The 20407-nt window shown below is 62.4% G+C and carries 18 protein-coding genes; 16 read left to right on the top strand and 2 right to left on the bottom strand.

Annotation, left to right across the window (positions count from 1 at the left end; translation table 11 throughout):
- Positions 1-40 precede the first annotated feature (40 nt).
- Genes IB263_RS25350 through IB263_RS25325 form a run of 6 tightly spaced genes read left to right on the top strand, consistent with a single transcriptional unit; the run spans position 41 to position 5732 of the window.
- Positions 41-1063: a LacI family DNA-binding transcriptional regulator gene (locus IB263_RS25350; protein WP_090297342.1), complete on the top strand. Its 1023-nt coding sequence runs from the start codon at positions 41-43 to the stop codon at positions 1061-1063.
- Between the two features lie 34 nt (positions 1064-1097).
- Positions 1098-2054 (top strand): substrate-binding domain-containing protein, encoded by a 957-nt coding sequence (locus IB263_RS25345; RefSeq protein ID WP_060521156.1) that lies wholly within the window; start codon positions 1098-1100, stop codon positions 2052-2054.
- On the top strand, positions 2054-2857 hold the full coding sequence (locus IB263_RS25340; RefSeq protein WP_034790756.1) for an ATP-binding cassette domain-containing protein: 804 nt from the start codon (positions 2054-2056) through the stop codon (positions 2855-2857). The genes IB263_RS25345 and IB263_RS25340 overlap by 1 nt, the downstream gene beginning before the upstream one ends.
- Positions 2854-3852, top strand: a complete 999-nt coding sequence (locus IB263_RS25335; protein ID WP_060521155.1) for an ABC transporter permease — start codon at positions 2854-2856, stop codon at positions 3850-3852. The genes IB263_RS25340 and IB263_RS25335 overlap by 4 nt, the downstream gene beginning before the upstream one ends.
- A 5-nt stretch (positions 3853-3857) precedes the next feature.
- Positions 3858-4925 carry a phosphotriesterase gene (locus tag IB263_RS25330; protein ID WP_060521154.1) on the top strand — a complete coding sequence of 356 codons (1068 nt, stop codon included), beginning with the start codon at positions 3858-3860 and terminating at the stop codon, positions 4923-4925.
- A gap of 39 nt (positions 4926-4964) precedes the next feature.
- A complete protein-coding gene (locus IB263_RS25325) occupies positions 4965-5732 on the top strand; it encodes a glutamine amidotransferase (protein ID WP_060521153.1) in 768 nt (255 codons plus the stop codon).
- Between the two features lie 31 nt (positions 5733-5763).
- On the opposite strand, the gene IB263_RS25320 is transcribed toward IB263_RS25325, so the two are convergent.
- Positions 5764-6663, bottom strand: coding sequence for a ribokinase (locus tag IB263_RS25320; RefSeq protein WP_060521326.1), 900 nt, complete (start codon positions 6661-6663; stop codon positions 5764-5766).
- 25 nt (positions 6664-6688) lie between these two features.
- Between IB263_RS25320 and IB263_RS25315 the strand changes: the two genes are divergently transcribed.
- The 8 genes from IB263_RS25315 to IB263_RS25280 all read left to right on the top strand — a co-directional run bounded on the left by IB263_RS25315 (position 6689) and on the right by IB263_RS25280 (position 14199).
- Positions 6689-7531, top strand: a complete 843-nt coding sequence (locus IB263_RS25315; RefSeq protein ID WP_060521152.1) for a BtpA/SgcQ family protein — start codon at positions 6689-6691, stop codon at positions 7529-7531.
- 2 nt (positions 7532-7533) lie between these two features.
- Entirely contained in the window at positions 7534-8181 is a 648-nt protein-coding gene (locus IB263_RS25310; protein WP_112983602.1) for a TenA family protein, read from the top strand.
- A 24-nt stretch (positions 8182-8205) separates the two neighbouring features.
- Positions 8206-9456, top strand: coding sequence for a Zn-dependent hydrolase (locus tag IB263_RS25305; protein WP_060521150.1), 1251 nt, complete (start codon positions 8206-8208; stop codon positions 9454-9456).
- Positions 9457-9611: 155 nt separating this feature from the next.
- Entirely contained in the window at positions 9612-10142 is a 531-nt protein-coding gene (locus IB263_RS25300) for a sigma-70 family RNA polymerase sigma factor (protein ID WP_060521149.1), read from the top strand.
- Positions 10135-10896 (top strand): anti-sigma factor, encoded by a 762-nt coding sequence (locus tag IB263_RS25295; protein WP_060521148.1) that lies wholly within the window; start codon positions 10135-10137, stop codon positions 10894-10896. The genes IB263_RS25300 and IB263_RS25295 overlap by 8 nt, the downstream gene beginning before the upstream one ends.
- 10 nt (positions 10897-10906) lie before the next feature.
- The gene (locus IB263_RS25290) at positions 10907-11623 is read left to right on the top strand and encodes a Bax inhibitor-1/YccA family protein (protein ID WP_192439223.1); all 717 of its coding nucleotides are present in this window, start codon (positions 10907-10909) and stop codon (positions 11621-11623) included.
- Positions 11624-11650: 27 nt separating this feature from the next.
- Positions 11651-12217: a DUF2076 domain-containing protein gene (locus IB263_RS25285; protein ID WP_034790482.1), complete on the top strand. Its 567-nt coding sequence runs from the start codon at positions 11651-11653 to the stop codon at positions 12215-12217.
- A 401-nt stretch (positions 12218-12618) separates the two neighbouring features.
- Positions 12619-14199 (top strand): TerC family protein, encoded by a 1581-nt coding sequence (locus IB263_RS25280; protein WP_060521147.1) that lies wholly within the window; start codon positions 12619-12621, stop codon positions 14197-14199.
- 56 nt (positions 14200-14255) lie between these two features.
- Here the strand turns inward: IB263_RS25280 and IB263_RS25275 are convergent, their stop codons facing one another.
- Entirely contained in the window at positions 14256-15269 is a 1014-nt protein-coding gene (locus IB263_RS25275; RefSeq protein WP_060521146.1) for a 2Fe-2S iron-sulfur cluster-binding protein, read from the bottom strand.
- A gap of 473 nt (positions 15270-15742) precedes the next feature.
- Here IB263_RS25275 and IB263_RS25270 point away from each other — a divergent pair, with 473 nt between their 5' ends.
- Together IB263_RS25270 and IB263_RS25265 are read left to right on the top strand one after the other, a co-directional pair.
- Positions 15743-17005 (top strand): efflux RND transporter periplasmic adaptor subunit, encoded by a 1263-nt coding sequence (locus tag IB263_RS25270; RefSeq protein WP_034790524.1) that lies wholly within the window; start codon positions 15743-15745, stop codon positions 17003-17005.
- On the top strand, positions 17002-20181 hold the full coding sequence (locus tag IB263_RS25265; RefSeq protein WP_034790527.1) for an efflux RND transporter permease subunit: 3180 nt from the start codon (positions 17002-17004) through the stop codon (positions 20179-20181). Before IB263_RS25270 ends, IB263_RS25265 begins: the two co-directional genes overlap by 4 nt.
- Positions 20182-20407: the final 226 nt, after the last annotated feature.

Raw genomic sequence — 20407 nt, 5'->3', positions numbered from 1 at the left:
TTTAGTAAATCGGTTTACAACGGCAGGGGATGGAGCCAAGGTGACCACACGACGCGTCACAGGTCTGAAGGATGTAGCCCGAGCTGCCGGCGTTTCCGTGACAACGGTCTCGCGCCTGCTGAACGGATCGCTCGACCTGCCTTCCGAAACGAAGAAGCGGATCTCGGATGCGATCCGCGACCTCAATTACCAGCCCAACCCGCATGCCCGCCGGCTCAGCCGCGGTCGTTCCGATACGATCGGTCTTGTCGTTCCCGATATCGCCAACCCCTTCTTCGCGACGCTCGTGGCAGCCGTCGAAGAAGAGGCGGATACCCGCGGGCTTGCCGTCTCGCTTTACGCCACCCTGAACCGGGCCGGTCGCGAGGTAGCCTATCTCCAGCTGATCGAACGCAATCACGTCGATGGCCTGATCTTCGTCACCAACCACCCGGACGACGGTCAACTCGCCACGTTGATAAACCGCACCGGCAAAGTCGTGATCGCCGACGAAGACGTTCCCGGCGCGCAGGCGCCCAAGCTCTTCTGCGATAACGAGCTGGGCGGAGCGCTCGCAGGCCGGCATCTGGCGGAATTCGGGCACAGGGATGTGCTGTTCGTCGGCGGCCCGCAAGCGATGATCAGTTCGCGTCGGCGCTCCAACGGTCTTGAGCGGACGCTGCGCGATGCGTTCGGCGAGGATATCCGTCTTTTAAAATACGCCGGTGACTACACCGTGGCCTTCGGTCGGCAGGCGGCGAAGCGCTTCATCGAGGAAGGTCGCCCGGCAACGGCGATCTTCGCCAGCTCGGACGAAATCGCCATCGGCATGATCGAGGTCTTCCGGGACCAGGGGGTGTCGATCCCGGACGATGTTTCGGTCATCGGCTTTGACGACGTCGGCCCGCTCCATCTTTTCGGTCCGCCTATGACCGCCATTCGCCAGCCGGTCCGCGCGATCGGCGGGCGTGCCCTCTCCCTTCTTCTCGAAACAAACTGGCAGGGCAAACAGGCTCTCGTCGAAGAGCTCCTGCCAGTCGAAATCGTCGTGCGGAAATCCGTTGCTCCGCCTGCGAAACGATAAATCACGCAATGGAGAACCAACAGAGGATGAGAACATGAACTGGAATTTGAAACGCAGGACTTTAGTCGCCACGCTTGGTTTCACGGCATTGACGACCCTCGGCGCTGCTCTCTCGCCGGCCCTTGCCGCCGAAAAGACCTTTGCGCTCGTGCAAATCAACCAGCAGGCGCTTTTCTTCAATCAGATGAACGAAGGCGCGCAGAAGGCGGCTGACGCTGCCGGCGCGAAGCTCGTCATCTTCAATGCCAACAACGACCCGGCCGCGCAGAACAGTGCGATCGAAACCTACATTCAGCAGAAGGTCGATGGCATCGCCGTCGTCGCAATCGACGTCAACGGCATCATGCCGGCGGTCAACCAGGCAGCCGAAGCCGGGATCCCCGTCGTCGCCATCGATGCGATCCTTCCGGAAGGCCCGCAGAAGGCGCAGATCGGCGTCGACAACGCCACGGCCGGCGCCGACATGGGCAAGTTCTTCCTCGACTACATCAAGGCCAACGCCGATGGCAAAGCCAAGATCGGTGTCGTCGGCGCGCTCAACTCCTTCATTCAGAACGTTCGTCAGGAAGGATTTGAAAAGACCATCAAGGATGTCGACGGTATCAGCTCGGCCGGCGTCGTCGATGGACAGAACGTGCAGGACAACGCGCTCGCTGCCGCCGAGAACCTGATTACCGGCAATCCCGACCTGACCGCAATCTATGCGACCGGTGAGCCGGCCCTGATGGGTGCCATCGCCGCGGTCGAAAGCCAGAGCAAGCAGGATAGCGTGAAGGTCTTCGGTTGGGACCTGACGGCCCAGGCGATCGCCGGCATCGACGCCGGCTACGTCACCGCCGTGATTCAGCAGGATCCGGCTGCCATGGGTGCCGCTGCCGTCGACGCCTTGAAGAAGGTCTCCGACGGCGGCAGCGTCGAAAAGACCATCGCCGTGCCGGTAACGATCGTCACCAAGGACAACGTCGAGCCATATCGGGCGATCTTCAAATGATGACGACTGAAAGACAGCATCCTCCCGCTGTCGCTGGTGTCGGGGGGGCTTTGCCCTCCCGCACCGGTGTCAGCCCCCGCGTGTCCCTCAAAGGGATCGTCAAGACGTTCGGATCGCACCAGGCGCTGCGTGGCGTCGACCTCGACATCTATCCCGGCGAGTGCCTTGGCCTCGTCGGCGACAACGCCGCCGGCAAATCGACGCTGACCAAGGTCATCTCGGGCACCTACATTCCCGATGGCGGGACCATTACGCTGGAAGGCGAAGAGGTTCGGTTCTCAGGACCTGCGGACGCCCGTAACCGCAATATCGAAATGGTCTTTCAGGACCTGAGCCTTTGCGACCACATCGATGTGGTCGGCAATCTTTTCCTCGGTCGAGAAATCAGCAAAGGGCCATTCCTCGATACGAGGACCATGCTCGAGGAAGCACGCAAGATGCTCGATGCGCTGGAAATCCGCATTCCGCGTCTGACCGGCAAGGTCGCTCAACTCTCGGGCGGACAGCGTCAGGCGATCGCGATCGCGCGCGCCGCTTCGTTCAATCCGAAAGTCCTCATCATGGACGAGCCCACCTCGGCGCTCGCCGTGGCGGAGGTCGAAGCCGTGCTCGCGCTGATCAACCGCGTCAAGGCAAAGGGCGTCTCGGTCATCCTGATCACCCACCGTCTCCAGGACCTGTTCCGTGTCTGCGACCGCATTGCCGTGATGTACGAAGGCACCAAGGTCGCCGAGCGCGAAATCGGCAAGACCAACCTGGAAGACCTCGTCAAGCTGATCGTCGGGGAAGGAGCCAAGCAATGACGGCCTATACCGAACGCGCAAAAGGCTCGCCGGCGGCAGACTTCCTTTCGGAAAACGCCCAGGTTCTGTCGATCGCCTTCTTCTTCCTGGCCTGCGTCATCTTTTTCGCGGCCACGACCGATACCTTCATGACGCTCGGCAACATTCTGAACGTCATCCGCCAGGCAGCGCCGATTCTCATCGTCGCGGTCGCCATGACGCTGGTAATCATAACCGGCGGCATCGACCTCTCTGTCGGTTCGCAGGTCGCCCTGGTCAATGCGGTGGCGGCCATTGTCTTGGCCATGGGCTATCCCTGGCCTCTCGTCGTCGTCGCGATGCTCTTCTTCGGCGCCTTTCTCGGCTTCGTGCAGGGATGGTTCACCGCCTATCAGGGTATTCCGGCCTTCATCGTCACGCTTGCCGGCCTGTCGATCCTGCGCGGCTTGGCGCTCTATCTGACGCAAGGGTACTCGATCCCGATCAAGGACGCTCCCGGCTTCTTCATGCTCGGCCGCGGCGAATTGCTGGGCATTCCGATGCCTGCGCTTATCGCGGTTGCGGTCGCGGTCGCCGGTTATGTCGTCATATCCTCGACCAAATACGGCCGCCAGGTCGTCGCCGTCGGGTCCAACATGGAAGCGGCTCGCCGCGTCGGCATGCCGGCGAAATGGGTGATCGCCTCGGTCTATATGATCGCCGGCGTTGCCTGCGCCCTTGCTGGCCTGTTGATCGCCGCGCGCCTCGGCTCCGGCTCCTCGAATGCGGCCGTCGGCTTCGAGCTTCAAGTTATCGCCGCCGTAGTGCTGGGCGGGACATCGCTGATGGGGGGGCGCGGCACGATCCTCGGGACCGTGCTCGGCACGATGACGATTGCGGTCATCGGCAACGGCCTGATCCTCATGCATATCTCGCCGTTCTTCACGCAGATTGTTACCGGTGCGATCATTCTCGTTGCGATCTGGCTCAACACCCGGATCTTCACCGCCAACTTTCGCTTCGGCGGCAAGAGATAACCGTCATGAGCAAGGAGCTGTCAGAAGGACATGTGCGGTCCGGCAAGGTGATGACGGTGAACGGCGCGATCAACGCGGATCAACTCGGCATCACACTGATGCACGAGCATATCCTCAACGATTGCCGCTGCTGGTGGAACGCACCGCAAACGAAGGAGCGTCAGTATCTCGCCGAAGGCTTCGTCTGCATGGAGATCCTCGGCGAACTGCGCCAGGACCCCTTCGTTAACAAGCACAACATTACGCTCGACGACGAACCCTTGGCTATCGCCGAATTGCAGGCTTTCGCGACCGCAGGCGGCCGTACAGTCGTCGAACCTACCTGCAATGGCATCGGTCGAAACCCGCTCGCCTTACGGCGCATCTCCAAGGCGACGGGTCTCAATATCGTGATGGGGGCCGGATACTATCTTGCCTCCTCGCATCCGGCCGAGGTCGCGGACATGAGCGTCGACCAGATCGCCGACGGCATCGTCCGCGAGGCCATCGACGGTGTTGACGGCACGGGCGTGAAAATCGGACTGATCGGCGAGATCGGCGTCTCCTCCGATTTCACCCCGGCCGAGGAGAAGTCCCTGCGTGGGGCCGCCCGGGCGCAGGTCCGGACCGGTTTGCCGCTGATGGTGCATCTGCCGGGCTGGTTCCGGCTCGGCCATCGGGTGCTCGATGTCGTCGCCGAGGAAGGGGCGGATCTGCGCCACACCGTGCTTTGTCACATGAACCCGTCCCACGACGATTTCGCCTATCAAAGCGAGCTCGCCGAACGCGGTGCGTTCATCGAATACGACATGATCGGCATGGACTTCTTCTATGCCGATCAACAGGTACAGTGCCCGAGCGACGAAGAGGCAGCACGAGCGATCGCCAGGCTGGTGGACGCCGGCCACATGGACCGCATCCTGCTCTCGCACGATGTGTTCCTGAAGATGATGCTCAGCCACTACGGAGGCAACGGCTATGCCTACGTCCTGCGCCACTTCCTGCCGCGTCTCAAACGACACGGACTGGAGGACGGCGCGCTCGACAGAATGATGCGGGACAACCCCCGCTCGGTATTCCAAACCGGGGCCTGATATCGGCTCCCAACGCAATTCAAGACAGACGGATAGACCATGACAAAGAAAGTGCTTCTCGTCGGCGAGAGCTGGGTAAGCTCCGCCACCCACTACAAGGGTTTCGACCAGTTCGGCAGCGTGACCTTCCATCTGGGCGCGGAACCGCTCGTCAAGGTGCTCAAGGACAGCGAGTTCGAGCTGACCTACATGACCGCACACGACGCCGTGGACCAGTTCCCCTATGAAATGGCAGGCCTCGACCAATACGATGCGATCATCCTGTCGGATATCGGCGCCAACTCGCTGTTGCTGCCGCCGGCCGTATGGCTGCATTCGCGCACCGTTCCGAACCGGTTGAAGCTCATCAAGGCCTGGGTCGAAAAGGGCGGAGCGCTGCTGATGGTCGGCGGCTACTTCTCCTTCCAGGGTATCGACGGTAAGGCGCGCTGGCGCCGCACGGCTGTCGAAGACACGCTTCCGGTGACGTGCCTTCCCTATGACGACCGCGTCGAGATTCCCGAGGGCGCGGTTGCCGACGTCGTCAAGCCGGACCATCCGACCATGGCGGGGCTTTCGGGCAGTTGGCCGTTGCTTCTCGGCGTCAATGAAGTGGAGGTTCGCGATGGAGCCGAGGTCGTCGCCCGGCTTCCCGAAGATCAGGGCGGACACCCGCTGCTCGTCCTTGGCGGTTTCGGCAAGGGGCGCACCGCCGCCTGGACGTCCGATATCGGCCCCCACTGGCTGTCGCCGGCATTCTGCGAGTGGGAGGGCTACGGCCGCCTCTGGAAGAACATCCTTGGGTGGATGACGGCAACGGAGCGCTAACCGCAGCGAGGAGCGCGCGCTGAGGAGAGCCTCAGCGCGCGGCCAGGATCGCTTGCAACTGCTCGATCGATGGAAACGCCGAACGGGTTCCGGGACGGCTGACAGTGATGGCGGCGGCGCGCGTTGCATGTTCGATCGCGGTGCGATCGAGGCGAGTGCCACGAAGTGTGGCGGATGCGAGCGCCACCGCCATGAACGTGTCGCCGGCGCCTGTCGTGTCGACGACGTCGCATTCGACGGCGCCGATCGGGACGCTGCTTTCGGCGGTGACGAGCATGGCTCCGTCGCCGCCGAAGGTCAGGACGACTTCGCGAACGCCGGCCGCAAGCAGCTTGCGGGCAGCCTCTTCGCCGCTGGTACCGGTCATTGCCTGCGCCTCACCCTGGTTGAGGAAAGCAATGTCAACCAAGGGCCACAGGGTGCTGAAATAAGGACGCAAGGGAGACGGATTGAAGGCGGTGATCATGTGGCGGGCGCGCGCAGCTTCAAGGACACCCCGCGTCGTTTCGTCCGACAGGTTTCCCTGGAGCACAGCAAGGTCGCCGGGAACCGCGTCGGCCAGCGCTGCCACGGCGTCGGCAAGCGTGAGGTTCTGGGCAGAGTCGGTGGTCGTGATGTTGACGTTTTCTCCATCCGGCGTGGTCAGCACGATCGAGAAGTCGGTGGACTTGCCGAGGACCGGCACAAGTCTGCTGACCACCGGTTCGCTTGCCAGATGCTGGCGGATCATGTCGGCGCGAAAGCCGTCGCCGAAGGCTGCGACAAGGCTCGTCGGCAGGCCGGTGCGGGCCATGACAACAGCCTGGTTCGCGCCCTTGCCACCGAGGTCCCGGGACCGCTGGCTACCGTGGATCGATGCGCCCGCGGCCGGCATTTCCGACACGGCGATGGTCTCGTCCACCGTCACATTACCGATTACGTAAGCGTGCATGAACATACCTTCGAAAGGGAGAGAAATGCAGGAAATATCTGACAAGTCCACAAGCGCCATAAGGGAAATATTTGGGACTGACAAGGTTCTGATCGGCATGATCCATTGCCCGGCCTTCCCCGGTGCGCCGCGCTATCGGGGTGCCGATATGTCTGTTATCTACGATGCCTGCATGCGTGACGCCGAGGCGTTGGTCGAGGGTGGCCTGCATGGCCTGATGATCGAAAATCATGGCGACGTGCCGTTCTCCAAGCCGGAAGATATCGGCCACGAAACGGCAGCCTTCATGTCGGTCGTCACCGACCGGATCGCGCGGGCGACAGGTGTGCCGCTCGGCATCAACGTCCTTGCCAATGCGCCGATCCCGGCCTTTGCCATAGCCATGGCGGGCGGCGCCAAGTTCATTCGCGTCAACCAGTGGGCCAACGCCTATGTCGCCAACGAAGGCTTCATGGAGGGGCGGGCCGCAGAAGCGATGCGCTACCGCTCATTGCTGCGTGCCGAGCACATCAAGGTCTTTGCCGACAGCCATGTGAAGCACGGCGCCCACGCCATCGTGGCCGATCGCTCGATCCAGGAACTGACGCGCGACCTCGCCTTCTTCGACGCCGACGGTGTGATCGCCACCGGTCAGCGCACCGGCAATACGGCAACCATCGAGGAGATCGAGGAGATCGGCTCGGCGACGCACCTGCCGCTTCTGGTCGGCTCGGGCGTGACCAAGGACAACATCGTCGAAATCCTCAGGCGCACCAACGGCGTGATCGTCGCCTCGTCTCTGAAGCAGGGCGGGGTCTGGTGGAACCCGGTCGATATCGAGCGGGTTAAGGCTTTCCGCGCCGCTGCCGAACCCGCGCTGGAGGCGTGACGATGGCGGCTGAAACGCTTTCGGAACAGATCCTGCGGGAAAACGCCACCGTCTTCGAAGCCATGGTGAACCATCGCTTCGTCGAGGACATCGTGATGGGGCGCCTGTCCCCGCAGGTTTTCGAACGCTATCTCGTCTATGAGGGGGCCTTCGTCGAAACCGCGATCTCGATCTTCGCCTTTGCGGCGGCGAAGGCCGAGACGATCGAACAGAAGCGCTGGCTGATTGCCGTTCTGGATGCGCTCGCCAACCAGCAGATCGCCTACTTCGAACGGATTTTTGCCGAACGCAATATCAATCCCGGCACCTATGATCTCAATGTTGCCGAGGTCGATGCTTTCCGAACGGGTATGCTGGACATCGCCCGCAACGGCGGTTTCCTCGATACCGTCGCTGCCATGTTTGCGGCCGAGTGGATGTACTGGACCTGGTCGAAAAGGGCCGCCCGTTCATCGTTTGCCGATCCACATTTGAAGGAATGGGTCGAAATGCACGCCGATGATGAGTTTGCGGCTCAGGCGAAGTGGCTGAAAAAAGAACTCGACGTAGCCGGCGACGCGCTCGAGGCTTCCGAGCGCAAGCGCCTGAGCGCTATCTTCGGGCGAGCGCAGCAACTTGAAATCGCCTTTCATGACGCAGCCTACGTCTGATCAAGGCGACATTTGGGAACGACCATGACCTCTCGCACCACAGTGGACGGCAAGCGCCTGCTCAAGCGTCTTGATGACTTCGCAAAAATCGGCGGGACGCCGGCCGGGGGCGTCAACCGGCAGGCTTTGTCGGTGGAAGATCGGGGCTCCCGCCGGCTGCTAGCGGAACTCGCGCTTGCGCGCGGTTTCCGCGTCTTCCAGGATCCGATGGCAAACCTGTTCATCCGGCGGGAGGGCCTTTTTCCTCAAAGGCCGCCGTTCGTGATCGGCAGCCACCTCGACAGCCAGCCGACCGGCGGGCGCTTTGACGGAGCGCTCGGCACTCTGGCGGCCTTTGAGGTGATGGAAAGTCTCGAAGATGCCGGCATCGAGACTGATTTTCCGCTTGAGGTCGTTGCCTGGACGAACGAAGAAGGAAGCCGCTTTGCCCCCGGCACGATGGGATCGATGGCTTTTGCCGCCGGTGCCATCCCCGGGGCCTGGTCCGATCTTCGCGGCCGCGACGGAGCGTTGTTCGTCGATGAGTTGGAGGCAACACTGAAAGCCCTGCCGGAAGCCGAAATGCGCCCGCTCGGCTTCCCGATCACCGGCTACCTTGAGCTTCATATCGAACAGGGCCCGTCGCTCGAACGGGAGAACATACCGGTTGGCATCGTCTATGGCATCCAGGGCACGCGGTGGCTGGAGGTCAGGATCGATGGGCAGGCAGCGCATGCGGGCACGACGGCGCTCGAATTCCGTCGCGACCCGATGGCCGCGGCCGTTACCGCGCTTGAACCACTGTATAGGAGCGCCATGCCGGGCGACCGGCGCGCACGCTTTACCGTCGGCCGCTTCGCAGTCGAACCAGGTTCGGTGAACTCGATTCCGGGGTCGGTCACGTTCACCGTCGATCTGCGCCACCCGGAGACCAACGCCATCGACGACCTGGAAGAGCGGGTCCGGCAGGCATGTGACAACGCCTCTAAAGCCAACGGTTGCCAGAGCACAACGCGGCAAATCTTCGACATGCCGCCGGCCCTCTTTTCAGACGACCTGCTCACCTGCCTCGATCGCGCTGCCGCATCGCTCGGACTGACAACCAGGCGTATGCTCTCCGGCGCCTTCCACGATGCCTTGTTCGTCAGTCGTGTCGCGCCGGCAGCCATGATCTTCGTGCCTTGCCGCGATGGGCTTAGCCACAACGAAGCGGAATATGTCGAGCCCGCGCATTCCATCGAAGGTGCCCGTATGCTGCTTGCCGCGACCCTCGAAGCGTTTGCTGCGGGCGCATAGAGCGCGCGCGGGTGCTGCTCGCCGCCCCTGTAGCCAGCGCAGGCGCGCTTCGGTGTTGCCAGCGGGCATGCGCTCCGAAACTGCTGCATCCGGATGGATCATATTTTTTTCGTCGACGATGGATGAGAAATCGCATCGGCTCCGTATATGCGGGTATGGAATCGAAAAAAGGCGCTTTCGACGTTATTGGGCAGCTGGCCGCGCTGCGGCGCTACGCGCGTTCGCTTGCGCGCAATTCGCCTGACGCAGAAGATCTCGTTCATGATGCCTTGGTGAGAGCCTACGAGCGGCGCTCGACGTTCCGGTCGGGAGCGAACCTTCGAAACTGGCTTTTTGCCATCGTTCGCAACGCCCATATCGACCGCGTACGATCGGCGCTGTCGCGCGGCCAGCGTGACAGCCAGACGGCGCAGGAAGCCGTATCGTCCTACCCGGCCCACCAGGAACACAGCGTCCGGCTCGCTCAGGTTCGCGAGGCGTTCATGCTGCTGCCGGAGGAGCAGCGCGAAGCCCTACATCTGGTTGCTGTCGAAGATCTCTCCTACCAGGAGGCCGCCGACATACTCGACATCCCCGTCGGGACCTTGATGTCGCGCGTCTCCCGCGCACGAGCAGCGCTCAGAGATTTCGAAAGCGGACGGAGGAAGCCTAACCATCTGAAGCTTGTCGGAGGCGACAATGACTGACGTCGATACGATTACCGATGGCGATCTCGACGCCTACATCGACAATCAGCTCGACGCGACCGGTCGGCTGCGGGTCGAGACCTGGCTTGCCAGGAATCCGGATGCGGCGGCGCGCGTCATGGCCGACCTCGGCATGCGCACCACGCTCAAACTGGCGATGACGTCGGATGTCGTTGCCGGTCGTCCAGAGACGCGCGAGGCGGCCCGGCGCCTTTCTTCTGGGCTTGCGAATGCGCGCGTTTGGAACGCGCTGCAAAAGGTTGCGGCGGTCGGCTTGATGGTGTCGGTCGGGTGGATTGCCCATTCGGCGGTCGGCCCGAGCGAAGTCAATGCCTCGGCCCATCCGCCGGCTTTCGTGGAGCACGCCATCCGCGCCCATCAGACCTCGGTCGTAAGGGCTGGAATGCCGTCGCAGCCTGAGGTTCAGACCTATGACCGGGACGACATTCGTGCCGCGACCGCCATCGTCATGCCGGAGCTCCCGAAGGGCTGGAACGTCGTCGATGTCCAGGTGTTCCCCTCGGAATTCGGACCCAGCGTCGAGATGAGCGTCAAGACCGACGCGGGCACGGTCATTTCACTTTTCGCCGGCAGGCCCGGTCGTTTCGCGGTCGAACCCGTGAAGGACCTCAACCTTTCCAATGCCGAGGCTGCCTGGTGGCAGGTCGGCGAGGTTGCCTATGCCGTCGTTTCAAGCACGCCGGGCATCGGCCTCAGCGACGAGGCCGAGCTTCTCAAGAACTCACTTTACTGAGGAAACCTTCATGTATCAGAACCAGAACCGCTTCGGCGGTATGAGTCAGGCTTCGGCCGCCGCCCTCGACGAGGGCCTTCGCCAGCACATGCTGCGCGTCTTCAACTATATGGGCCTCGGCCTCGTCGTGACGGGCCTTGTCGCCTTCATCGTCGGCACCACGCCGGCGCTTTACGTGCCGATCTTCTCCACGCCGCTGAAATGGGTGGTGATGCTGGCGCCGCTCGCCTTCGTCTTCTTCTTTTCCTTCAAGATGCATTCGATGTCGGCATCCTCGGCACAGATGACCTTCTGGGCCTTCTGCGCCGTTATGGGCCTGTCGCTCGCTTCGGTCTTCCTGGTCTTCACCGGCGCCAGCATCGCCCGCACATTCCTCATCGCCGCTACCATGTTCGGAGCGACGAGCCTCTACGGCTATGTGACGAAACGGGACCTCGCGAAGTTCGGTTCGTTCATGATCATGGGTCTGATCGGCGTGATGATCGCCTCGATCGTCAACATCTTCCTCGGTTCCAGCGCCCTTCAGTTTGCCGTCTCGGTGATCGGCATCGTCGTCTTCGTCGGTCTGACCGCCTGGGACACGCAGAACATCAAGGAGCAGTATGCCGACAACTTCGACCAGGAATCCCAGCAGAAGCTGGCGGTCTTCGGCGCTCTCTCGCTCTACCTGAACTTCGTCAACATCTTCCAGCTGCTGCTGAATTTCACCGGCCAGCGCGAAGAGTAACAGTCGCCGATATCAAGGACATATCTTATGGATCGCAATGATCAGCAGGCCATAGACGGCCTGTTCTCCAAGCTCGCCCAGGCGGAGCGCCAATCCGCTCCGCGCGACGCGGAAGCCGACCGCTTCATTCAAGAGCGGATAGGCCAGCAGCCGGGCGCGCCCTATTACATGGCGCAGACGATCGTCGTACAGGAACAGGCACTGGAGGCGGCTCAACGCCGTATCGAAGAACTGGAAGCGCACACCGCACAAAGCCAGCAGCGCGGCGGCTTCTTCTCCTCGATGTTCGGCAGCAACGCTGCTCCTCAGCGCCCGGCGCCACAACAGGCCGGGTATGGCCGTGCGGCCCCGAGCTCGCCATGGGGCAACCAGAGCCAGGCTTACGGCCAGCCGATGCAACAGCGCACCGGCGGCGGCTTCCTCGCGGGCGCCGCGCAGACCGCAATGGGCGTCGCCGGTGGCGTCCTGCTCGGCAATGCGATTGCCGGCATGTTGGGTGGTAACGAGGCCCAGGCCGCTCAACCAGCCGCCCCTGCCCCGGAGCCGGAAGCGCCCGTTGACGACATGGATTTCGGCGGCGACGAAGATATTTGACGCCGCTTTTGGCTTCCGGGGACCATCCCCCTCCCCCGGAAGCCAGCCTTCCCTCAGAGCCAACCCTTTCTCATGATCCCAGCTGCACCAAGCCCACCGCCTGTCCCCCATCCGGTCACGATGACCCGCCACCTTGTCGGTCGCGCAGGGTGGGCGGAGTTCGGCTTGCTGTTTGCCGCCCGCTCCATGGCCTATCCGACAAGGCGGACCACGCGGCATGCCTGACGACGCCGACCCTGACCAACGTTCATCAGACCCTACAAGCGCGGCTCCGCTGAAGCGGTTTCGCGGTCACCTACTTTGCGCCCGCAACCGTCGACCAGACGGGCGGGCGACGCTTTTTCTTTTCCCATCAACAATAGAAGGATTGGCCTTGCCTTGAGGGCTGGCCTTTAAACCCAATGATGTTCGAATGGATGTCTGATCCGGCCGCCTGGGCGGGTCTCGCCACCCTCATCGTTCTCGAGATCGTGCTCGGTATCGACAACCTCGTCTTCATCGCCATCCTCGCGGACAAGCTTCCAGAGCATCAACGGGAAAGAGCCCGACTGATTGGCCTCGGACTGGCGCTGGGCATGCGTCTCGTCCTGCTTGCCTCGATCGCCTGGATCGTGACGCTGACCACTCCGTTGTTCACAGTGCTCGGCGCTGAGATCTCCGGCCGCGACCTGATCCTTCTGTTCGGCGGCCTGTTCCTTCTGTTCAAGGGGACGATGGAGCTGCACGAGCGCCTCGAGGGCCATGCCGGTCACAAGGAAGGCAAGGTGGAGCATGCGGTCTTCTGGCAGGTCCTCGTGCAGATCGTCGTCCTCGATGCCGTCTTCTCGCTGGACAGCGTCATCACCGCCGTCGGGATGGTTCAGCATCTCTCCGTGATGATGATCGCGGTCATTGTCGCCGTCGGCGTGATGCTGCTTGCGTCCAAACCACTGATGGCCTTCGTGTCGAAACACCCGACCGTCGTCATCCTCTGCCTCGGCTTCCTGATGATGATCGGCTTCTCCTTGATCGTCGAAGGGTTCGGTTTCCATATCCCCAAGGGCTACCTCTATGCGGCGATCGGCTTCTCGGTGCTGATCGAGGCCTTCAACCAGATCGGACGCCGCAACCGCGAACGCTTCATGACGACGGGTGACTTGCGCGAGCGTACGGCAAATGCCGTTCTCTCCCTCCTCGGTCGACGCAAGAGCGAGACGTCGCTCGGCGAAACGGCGGATGTCATCGCGGAGCGGGCGACGGAGGACGAACTGTTCACGCCGGTGGAGCACGAGATGATCGAAGGCGTACTGACACTTGCAGAGCGCCCGGCAAAATCGGTCATGACCCCGAGGCTTGATGTCGAGTGGCTGGATATCGAGGAGAGTGACGACGAGTTGCGCCGCAAGATCATCGAAACAGGTCATTCGCGCTTCCCGATCGGACGCGGCAATCTCGATGAGTTCCTGGGCGTCGCGCTGGCGAAAGACCTGTTGAGAGACCTGCTCGAGACCGGCAAGATCGACTTCAGCCGATCCCTTCGCCAGCCCTTGGTCGTGCATGAAACCGTCAGCGCGCTGCGCCTGCTTGAGCAGTTGCGACAGTCTCCCCTTCAGGTCGCGATCGTCCTTGACGAATATGGCTCGATGGAAGGCCTGGTGACACCAACAGACCTGCTCGAAGCCATCGCCGGCGACTTTGCCGACGATGATGATGATCAGTTGACGGTCGAGCGCGAGGAAGACGGAGCGCTCCTCGTCGACGGGTGGATCGATATCCGGCATGTCTCAAAACTGCTGGAGGTCGATCTCGTGGATGAGGCCGACCGTTACTCCACACTGGCAGGCCTCGTTCTTTGGCGCCTCGGACATCTGCCCAACCAGGGTGAAAGCGTCAGCTTTGGTGGCCTGACCTATGAAGTCGTCGCCTTGGATGGCCGCAACGTCGACAAGGTCAGGATCCGAAGGCCGCAGATGGAGGAACTGACGGGCGCCCAGTTTCGCTGAGCTTCCGCCAGGCTGAGATGAAGCAGTTGCGCCGCCGATTTTGCGCCCGAGAGCGGCTATTCCGCCGGCTCGGGCGTGAAAAACACGTCGGCATGCATGTCTGAGCGGTTCAGGCCGCGGGCAAACGCAACCTCCATTGCCGCATCCACCATCGGCGGCGGGCCGGCGACATAGGCTTTCCATCCGTCGAGGTCAGACAGATCCTCGGCCACTGCCTCCGTCACGAATCCACGGCGGTATCCTGCCGAATCCGCCTCCGACAACACGGCCTGGAAGACGAGATTGGCGTGCCACTCGGCGAGCGCGCGAAAATGATCGACGAGGTAGAGATCACGCTCGCTGCGTGCGCCGAAGTAGAGATGGATCGGCTGCTTCAGGCCGTGGGCAAGGGCGGTTTCGACGATCGATTTGATGGGGGCGAGGCCGGAGCCGCCGGCGATGCACAGGATCGGGCCGGAGTGGTTCTCCCGCAGATAGGAGGATCCCATCGGGTATTCGAGCGTCACCTTGTCCCCGGCCTTCAGAGCGCCGTGCACATATTGCGAGGTCGCTCCGCCGACCACGTGGCGAATGTGGAACTCCACCCGGCCGTCGCCATGCCGGTTGGCCATGGAATAGCTGCGGGCGGGGACCCCGTCGAAACTCACCTGCGCATATTGTCCAGCGACGAAACGAGAGCTGCCCCCATCTTCCGCATCGATGCGCACCAGCTTGATGTCGTGCGTGAGGTCCTCCAGATGCGTAACGATGCCGCTTAGCCGTTGGGGCGTTTGGACGGCATCTTCTTCGCCGCCTCCAAGCCATGCCACGGCGGTGTCCGTTACCGGAAGCGCCCGGCAGGCAAGGATGAGACCGCCGGCTTTCTCCTCATCGGTGAGGGCGAAGGGCGAATGCTGGAGAAGCTCCACCTCGCCTTCGATCAGCCGAGACTTGCAAGCGCCGCACCGCCCAGATCTGCAGCCATGGGGGTAAGGAAGCTTGGCGGCGAGCGCAGCGTCGAGAATGGTCTGGTCGGCGTGCACTTCGAGGTTTGTTCGTGCCGATCGTATGTCTATGCGTTTGACGGTCATATCAAATGTTTCCTCACAGCGTTCGAATCCTCTCGCGGGCCGGTTCCTGACGGCGGCAAGCGAAAATGCCCTCAGGCTGCGGCTTCCAGCGCTGGTAAGGTCAACGGGTATCGGATCACCGCCGACGTTCTCAGTTTCGGAGATTGGAATGCGACGGCGAACCTGGACCGATCGCCTAGTGGGACTCTCGGCGCGACCACACGAATGACGGTGGCGTGGCGCCCCAGCAAAGAGCACAGCTCAGTCGTGGTCGGCGCCCCCCGCCGGAGTGCCAGCCGCGGGGAATACACAAGACGAAAATCCAGATTTTCCAATCTCTTATCGGCAGAACCTGACCATTCGCATCAGGGTGAGCGAAAGAAGTTTCAGGAGGTCTTGACCTTTCCATCGTTGGAAACCGCACCTTCGCGAAGAACTGATCGCTGCCGTGGCCGCCCCGGCCGCAAGCGTGAACAAAATGAAGGTGAACGAGAATGAGTAAAAAGGCCGCCGCCCTGTTCCTAGCCGGTATCGCAACCGTTGGAGGGCTTGCGCTTGCCGACGGCGATGGAATGGGAACCTTCGCCAGTCGGCTTCTTGGGCTTGCCTCCTCGACCAGTGCGTCGGAGGCAGTCGCGGCGACCGGAACCACGGGTGCGCCCATGCCCAAGGTTCCGGTCGCCGAGGTCATCACGCGAGAGGTCGCGCCAGCCGTAGAGTTCACGGGCCACTTCGAGGCGGCAAAATCCGTTGAACTGCGTCCGCGTGTCGGCGGCGCCATCGACAGGGTGAGTGTTCCCGAAGGCGCTCTCGTCAAACCGGAACAGGTCCTGTTCCAGATCGATCCGCGACCGTTCCAAGTCGCCCTGGACGCCGCCAAGGCGCGCTTGAAACAGGCGATCGTTCTTCTCGATCACGCCGACATCGCGTTCCGCCGCGCCAAATCCCTGGCTCCGAACGGGACCGTGTCGCGCAAGACCTATGACGATGCCGAGGCAGTGCGGCGCCAACGGCAGGCCGAGGTCGAAATCGCCAAGGCGGCAGTGGCTGCGGCAGAGCTTGATCTCTCCTTCACGCGCGTCGCAGCCCCGATTGGCGGGCGGGTCGATCGTGTCCGGGTGACCGAGGGCAACCTTGTTTCAGGCGGCAATGCGGGTGCCGCCACGCTCCTCACCACCATCGTCTCGACGGACCCGCTCTACGTCTACTTCGACATCGACGAAGCGACGTTTCTCGATTTTGGCGGGCGAGCGCGTCCTGACAATGGAGAAGGCGGAACCGAGAAGTTGCCGGTCGGGATTGGCCTCATGACGGATGCCGGTTTCCCCCATGCCGGCGTGCTCGACTTCATCAGCAACCAGGTCGAACGCAGCACCGGCACGATCCGGGCCCGCGCGATCGTCCGGAATCCGGACGGACTGCTGGCCCCGGGTCTGTTTGCTCGGGTGAACCTTGTGACGGCCCAGCCAGCCCGCACCGTTCTGATCGACGATCAGGCGATCGGTACCGACCAGGGTCGCCGCTATGTGCTGACGCTGGGCTCGGGGAACAAGGCCGAGTACCGGCCGATCGAACTCGGTCCGATGATCGACGGCTTGCGTGTCGTCGCAAGCGGTCTCAGGCCGGGTGAGAAGATCATTCTCAAGGGCCTCGTGCGCCCTGGTATGGAGGTTGACCCGCAGACGGTTTCGATGGTGTCGGGCGAAGCGGCCAAAGGTGACTTAGCGGCCGCCGCTTCGCAGGAGGCGCGTCGATGAACATTCCACGCTTTTTCGTCGACCGCCCCATCTTTGCGGTCGTTCTCTCCGTATTGATGCTGATCGGCGGTGGCCTGACCCTCCTAAAGCTGCCGCTCAGCGAATATCCCCAGGTGACGCCGCCGACCGTGCAGGTGACCGCAAGCTATCCGGGTGCCAGCCCCGAAGTGATCGCCGAAACGGTTGCGGCTCCGCTGGAGCAGGTGATCAACGGCGTCGAGAACATGCTCTACATGAGCTCGCAGGCCGCAACTGACGGGCGCATGACGCTGACGGTGACCTTTCAGCAGGGCACCGATCCCGACATGGCGCAGATCCAGGTTCAGAACCGGGTTTCGCGCGCGCTTCCGCGTCTGCCGCAGGAAGTTCAGCGCATCGGTGTCGTGACGCAGAAGACCTCGCCCGATATCCTGATGGTCGTGCATCTGGTTTCGCCCGATGACCGCTACGATCCTCTCTACCTATCGAACTTCGCGACGCTGCAGGTCCGCGACCAGCTCGCGCGCCTGTCGGGTGTGGGTGACGTGCTCGTCTGGGGAGCCGGCGAATACTCCATGCGGGTCTGGCTCGATCCGGCCAAGGTCGCGGCGCGCGGATTGACCGCTTCCGACGTGGTTGCTGCAATCCAGGAGCAGAACGCTCAGGTGGCCGCCGGCTCCGTCGGCCAGCAACCGGATGCCTCGGCAGCGCTGCAGGTCACGGTCAACACGCTCGGCAGGCTATCCAACGAAGAGCAGTTCGGCGCCATCGTCGTCAAGACCGGCGCCGATGGCCAGGTCACCCGGCTGCGCGACATTGCCCGCATCGAGTTGGGCGCCGACTCCTATGCGCTGCGCAGTCTTCTTGACGGCAAGCCGGCGCTGGCGCTGCAGATCATCCAAAGCCCCGGCGCCAACGCGCTCGACGTGGCGAGTTCCATTCGCGCCACGATGGAAGACCTGCAGAAAGGCTTTCCTGAGGGCATAGAGTATCGCATCGCCTACGATCCCACCGTCTTCGTGAAGGCCTCGCTGGAGGCCGTGGTGATGACGCTACTTGAAGCGATCGTGCTGGTCGTCATCGTGGTCGTGCTTTTTCTTCAGACCTGGCGCGCGTCGATCATCCCGCTGGTTGCCGTGCCGATCTCCTTGGTCGGCACATTCGCGCTGATGTACATGTTCGGCTTTTCGCTCAACACGCTGTCGCTGTTCGGCCTGGTCCTCTCGATCGGGATCGTGGTCGACGATGCGATCGTCGTCGTCGAAAACGTCGAGCGTCACATCGCGCTTGGCGAAACGCCGAAGGAAGCGGCGCGCAAGGCCATGGACGAGGTGACCGGGCCGATCATTGCGATCACGTCCGTGCTCTCGGCCGTGTTCATTCCGTCAGCGTTCCTATCCGGCCTGCAAGGCGAGTTCTATCGTCAGTTCGCCTTGACGATCGCAATCTCGACGATCCTGTCCGCGGTCAACTCCCTCACCCTTTCCCCGGCGCTAGCCGGCGTGCTTCTGAAGCCGCACCACGGCGAGGTGAAGCGCGATCTCCTGACGCGCGTGATAGACGGCCTGTTCGGCTGGTTCTTCCGGCTCTTCAACCGGTTCTTCGAGCGCGCTTCGAACGCCTATGTCTGGTCCGTCCGCCGTGCCGTCAGGTTCAGCGCGCTCGTCCTTCTCGTCTACGCTGGCCTGGTCGCCACGACATGGCTGGGCTTCCACACCGTGCCGAACGGCTTTGTCCCGGCGCAGGACAAATACTACCTGGTCGGCATCGCCCAATTGCCGACAGGAGCCTCGCTCGACCGAACCGAGGCGGTCGTCAAGAAGATGTCGGAGATAGCCCTCGCGGAACCGGGCGTCGAAAGCGTCGTCGCTTTTCCGGGGCTTTCGGTCAACGGCATGGTCAATATTCCCAATGCCGCCGTCATCTTCACGATGCTGAAGCCCTTCGACGAGCGCAAGGATCCGTCCTTGTCCGCATTCGCGATCGCAGGTCGCCTGATGGGCAAATTCAGCCAGATACCCGACGGCTTTGCCGGCATCTTCCCGCCGCCGCCCGTCCCGGGTCTCGGTACGACCGGCGGTTTCAAGTTCCAGGTCGAGGACAGGGCCGGGCTCGGCTTTGCGGCGCTTGCCGAAGCGCAGGGCGCGATTATGGGCAAGGCGATGCAGACGCCGGAGCTTGCCGGAATGCTTGCAAGCTTTCAGGTGAATGCGCCGCAGGTGCAGGTGGACATCGACCGGGTGAAAGCCAAGTCTCAAGGAGTGCCGCTCAACACCATCTTCGAAACGCTGCAGGTCAACCTCGGTTCTCTCTACGCCAACGATTTCAACCGCTTCGGCCGGACCTATCGCGTGGTGGTCCAGGCAGACGCGCCATTCCGCATGCAGCCGGAAGACATTGGCCGGCTGAAGGTGCGCAACGCGGCGGGCGCGATGATACCTTTGTCGGCGCTGTTGACGGTCAAGCACAGTTCGGGACCGGATCGCGTCATGCATTACAACAGCTTCCCGTCGGCCGATATCAGCGGCGGTCCGGCGCCCGGCTATTCGTTCGGCCAAGCAACCGCGGCCATAGAACGGATCGCGGCGGAGACGCTGCCACCCGGCATGACCTTCGAATGGACGGAGCTCGCCTATCAGGAAAAGCAGGCCGGAAACACCGCGATGTACATTTTCCCTCTGTCTGTCCTGCTGGCGTTTCTCATTCTCGCCGCCCAGTACAACAGCTGGTCTTTGCCCTTCGCCGTGTTGCTGATCGCGCCGATGGCGCTGCTTTCCGCAATCGCAGGCGTCTGGTTTACCGGCGGCGACAACAACATCTTCACGCAGATCGGCTTTGTCGTTCTCGTGGGGCTCGCGGCCAAGAATGCGATCCTGATCGTCGAGTTCGCGCGAGCGAAAGAGGATGAAGGTGCCGATCCTCTGTCCGCCGTGCTTGAGGCGGCCCGCCTTCGGCTCAGACCGATCCTGATGACGTCGCTTGCCTTTATCGCAGGCGTCGTTCCGCTGGTGATTGCTAAAGGCGCTGGCGCAGAGATGCGCCACGTCATGGGCATCGCCGTCTTTGCCGGCATGCTCGGCGTTACCTTGTTCGGCCTCGTATTGACGCCGGTATTCTATGTTCTGGTGCGGAAGTTGGCGATCCGGCGGGAAAAAGGCCGAATCCCTGAAGGGGCGTCGCTGGAACAGCGAGCCTAAACCAACCATAACCATCGCACGCGGTCATGTCGGGAAGCCAGATGGCCACGTGCGATGCCTCCCGTCCGAAGGCAAATCCGATCGGCCTGGCGAACTGAGCGCAAGTGCAAATAGTCGTCAGGTTTGCCGGCTAGGGCGCACCTGGTTTCCAGTCGCAAACCGCAGGGCTCACGCAAACGTGCAAGGACGTGACCGGCAAAGGATTGCATCGGGTCGAAACCCTGCT

Source organism: Ensifer sp. ENS03 (assembly GCF_014852035.1).
Taxonomy (GTDB): Bacteria; Pseudomonadota; Alphaproteobacteria; order Rhizobiales; family Rhizobiaceae; genus Ensifer; species Ensifer adhaerens.
Note: the sequence above shows the minus strand (reverse complement) of the source record. Positions and strands in the feature narration are given on the sequence as shown.

Excerpts from the sequence above, each read along its gene's own strand:
- IB263_RS25345 (WP_060521156.1), top strand. The coding sequence starts at position 1,098 with ATGAACTGGAATTTGAAACGCAGGACTTTAGTCGCCACGCTTGGTTTC.
- IB263_RS25340 (WP_034790756.1), top strand. The coding sequence starts at position 2,054 with ATGACGACTGAAAGACAGCATCCTCCCGCTGTCGCTGGTGTCGGGGGG.
- IB263_RS25335 (WP_060521155.1), top strand. The coding sequence starts at position 2,854 with ATGACGGCCTATACCGAACGCGCAAAAGGCTCGCCGGCGGCAGACTTC.
- IB263_RS25330 (WP_060521154.1), top strand. The coding sequence starts at position 3,858 with ATGAGCAAGGAGCTGTCAGAAGGACATGTGCGGTCCGGCAAGGTGATG.
- IB263_RS25325 (WP_060521153.1), top strand. The coding sequence starts at position 4,965 with ATGACAAAGAAAGTGCTTCTCGTCGGCGAGAGCTGGGTAAGCTCCGCC.
- IB263_RS25320 (WP_060521326.1), bottom strand. The coding sequence starts at position 6,663 with ATGCACGCTTACGTAATCGGTAATGTGACGGTGGACGAGACCATCGCC.
- IB263_RS25315 (WP_060521152.1), top strand. The coding sequence starts at position 6,689 with ATGCAGGAAATATCTGACAAGTCCACAAGCGCCATAAGGGAAATATTT.
- IB263_RS25310 (WP_112983602.1), top strand. The coding sequence starts at position 7,534 with ATGGCGGCTGAAACGCTTTCGGAACAGATCCTGCGGGAAAACGCCACC.
- IB263_RS25305 (WP_060521150.1), top strand. The coding sequence starts at position 8,206 with ATGACCTCTCGCACCACAGTGGACGGCAAGCGCCTGCTCAAGCGTCTT.
- IB263_RS25300 (WP_060521149.1), top strand. The coding sequence starts at position 9,612 with ATGGAATCGAAAAAAGGCGCTTTCGACGTTATTGGGCAGCTGGCCGCG.
- IB263_RS25295 (WP_060521148.1), top strand. The coding sequence starts at position 10,135 with ATGACTGACGTCGATACGATTACCGATGGCGATCTCGACGCCTACATC.
- IB263_RS25290 (WP_192439223.1), top strand. The coding sequence starts at position 10,907 with ATGTATCAGAACCAGAACCGCTTCGGCGGTATGAGTCAGGCTTCGGCC.
- IB263_RS25285 (WP_034790482.1), top strand. The coding sequence starts at position 11,651 with ATGGATCGCAATGATCAGCAGGCCATAGACGGCCTGTTCTCCAAGCTC.
- IB263_RS25280 (WP_060521147.1), top strand. The coding sequence starts at position 12,619 with ATGATGTTCGAATGGATGTCTGATCCGGCCGCCTGGGCGGGTCTCGCC.
- IB263_RS25275 (WP_060521146.1), bottom strand. The coding sequence starts at position 15,269 with ATGACCGTCAAACGCATAGACATACGATCGGCACGAACAAACCTCGAA.
- IB263_RS25270 (WP_034790524.1), top strand. The coding sequence starts at position 15,743 with ATGAGTAAAAAGGCCGCCGCCCTGTTCCTAGCCGGTATCGCAACCGTT.
- IB263_RS25265 (WP_034790527.1), top strand. The coding sequence starts at position 17,002 with ATGAACATTCCACGCTTTTTCGTCGACCGCCCCATCTTTGCGGTCGTT.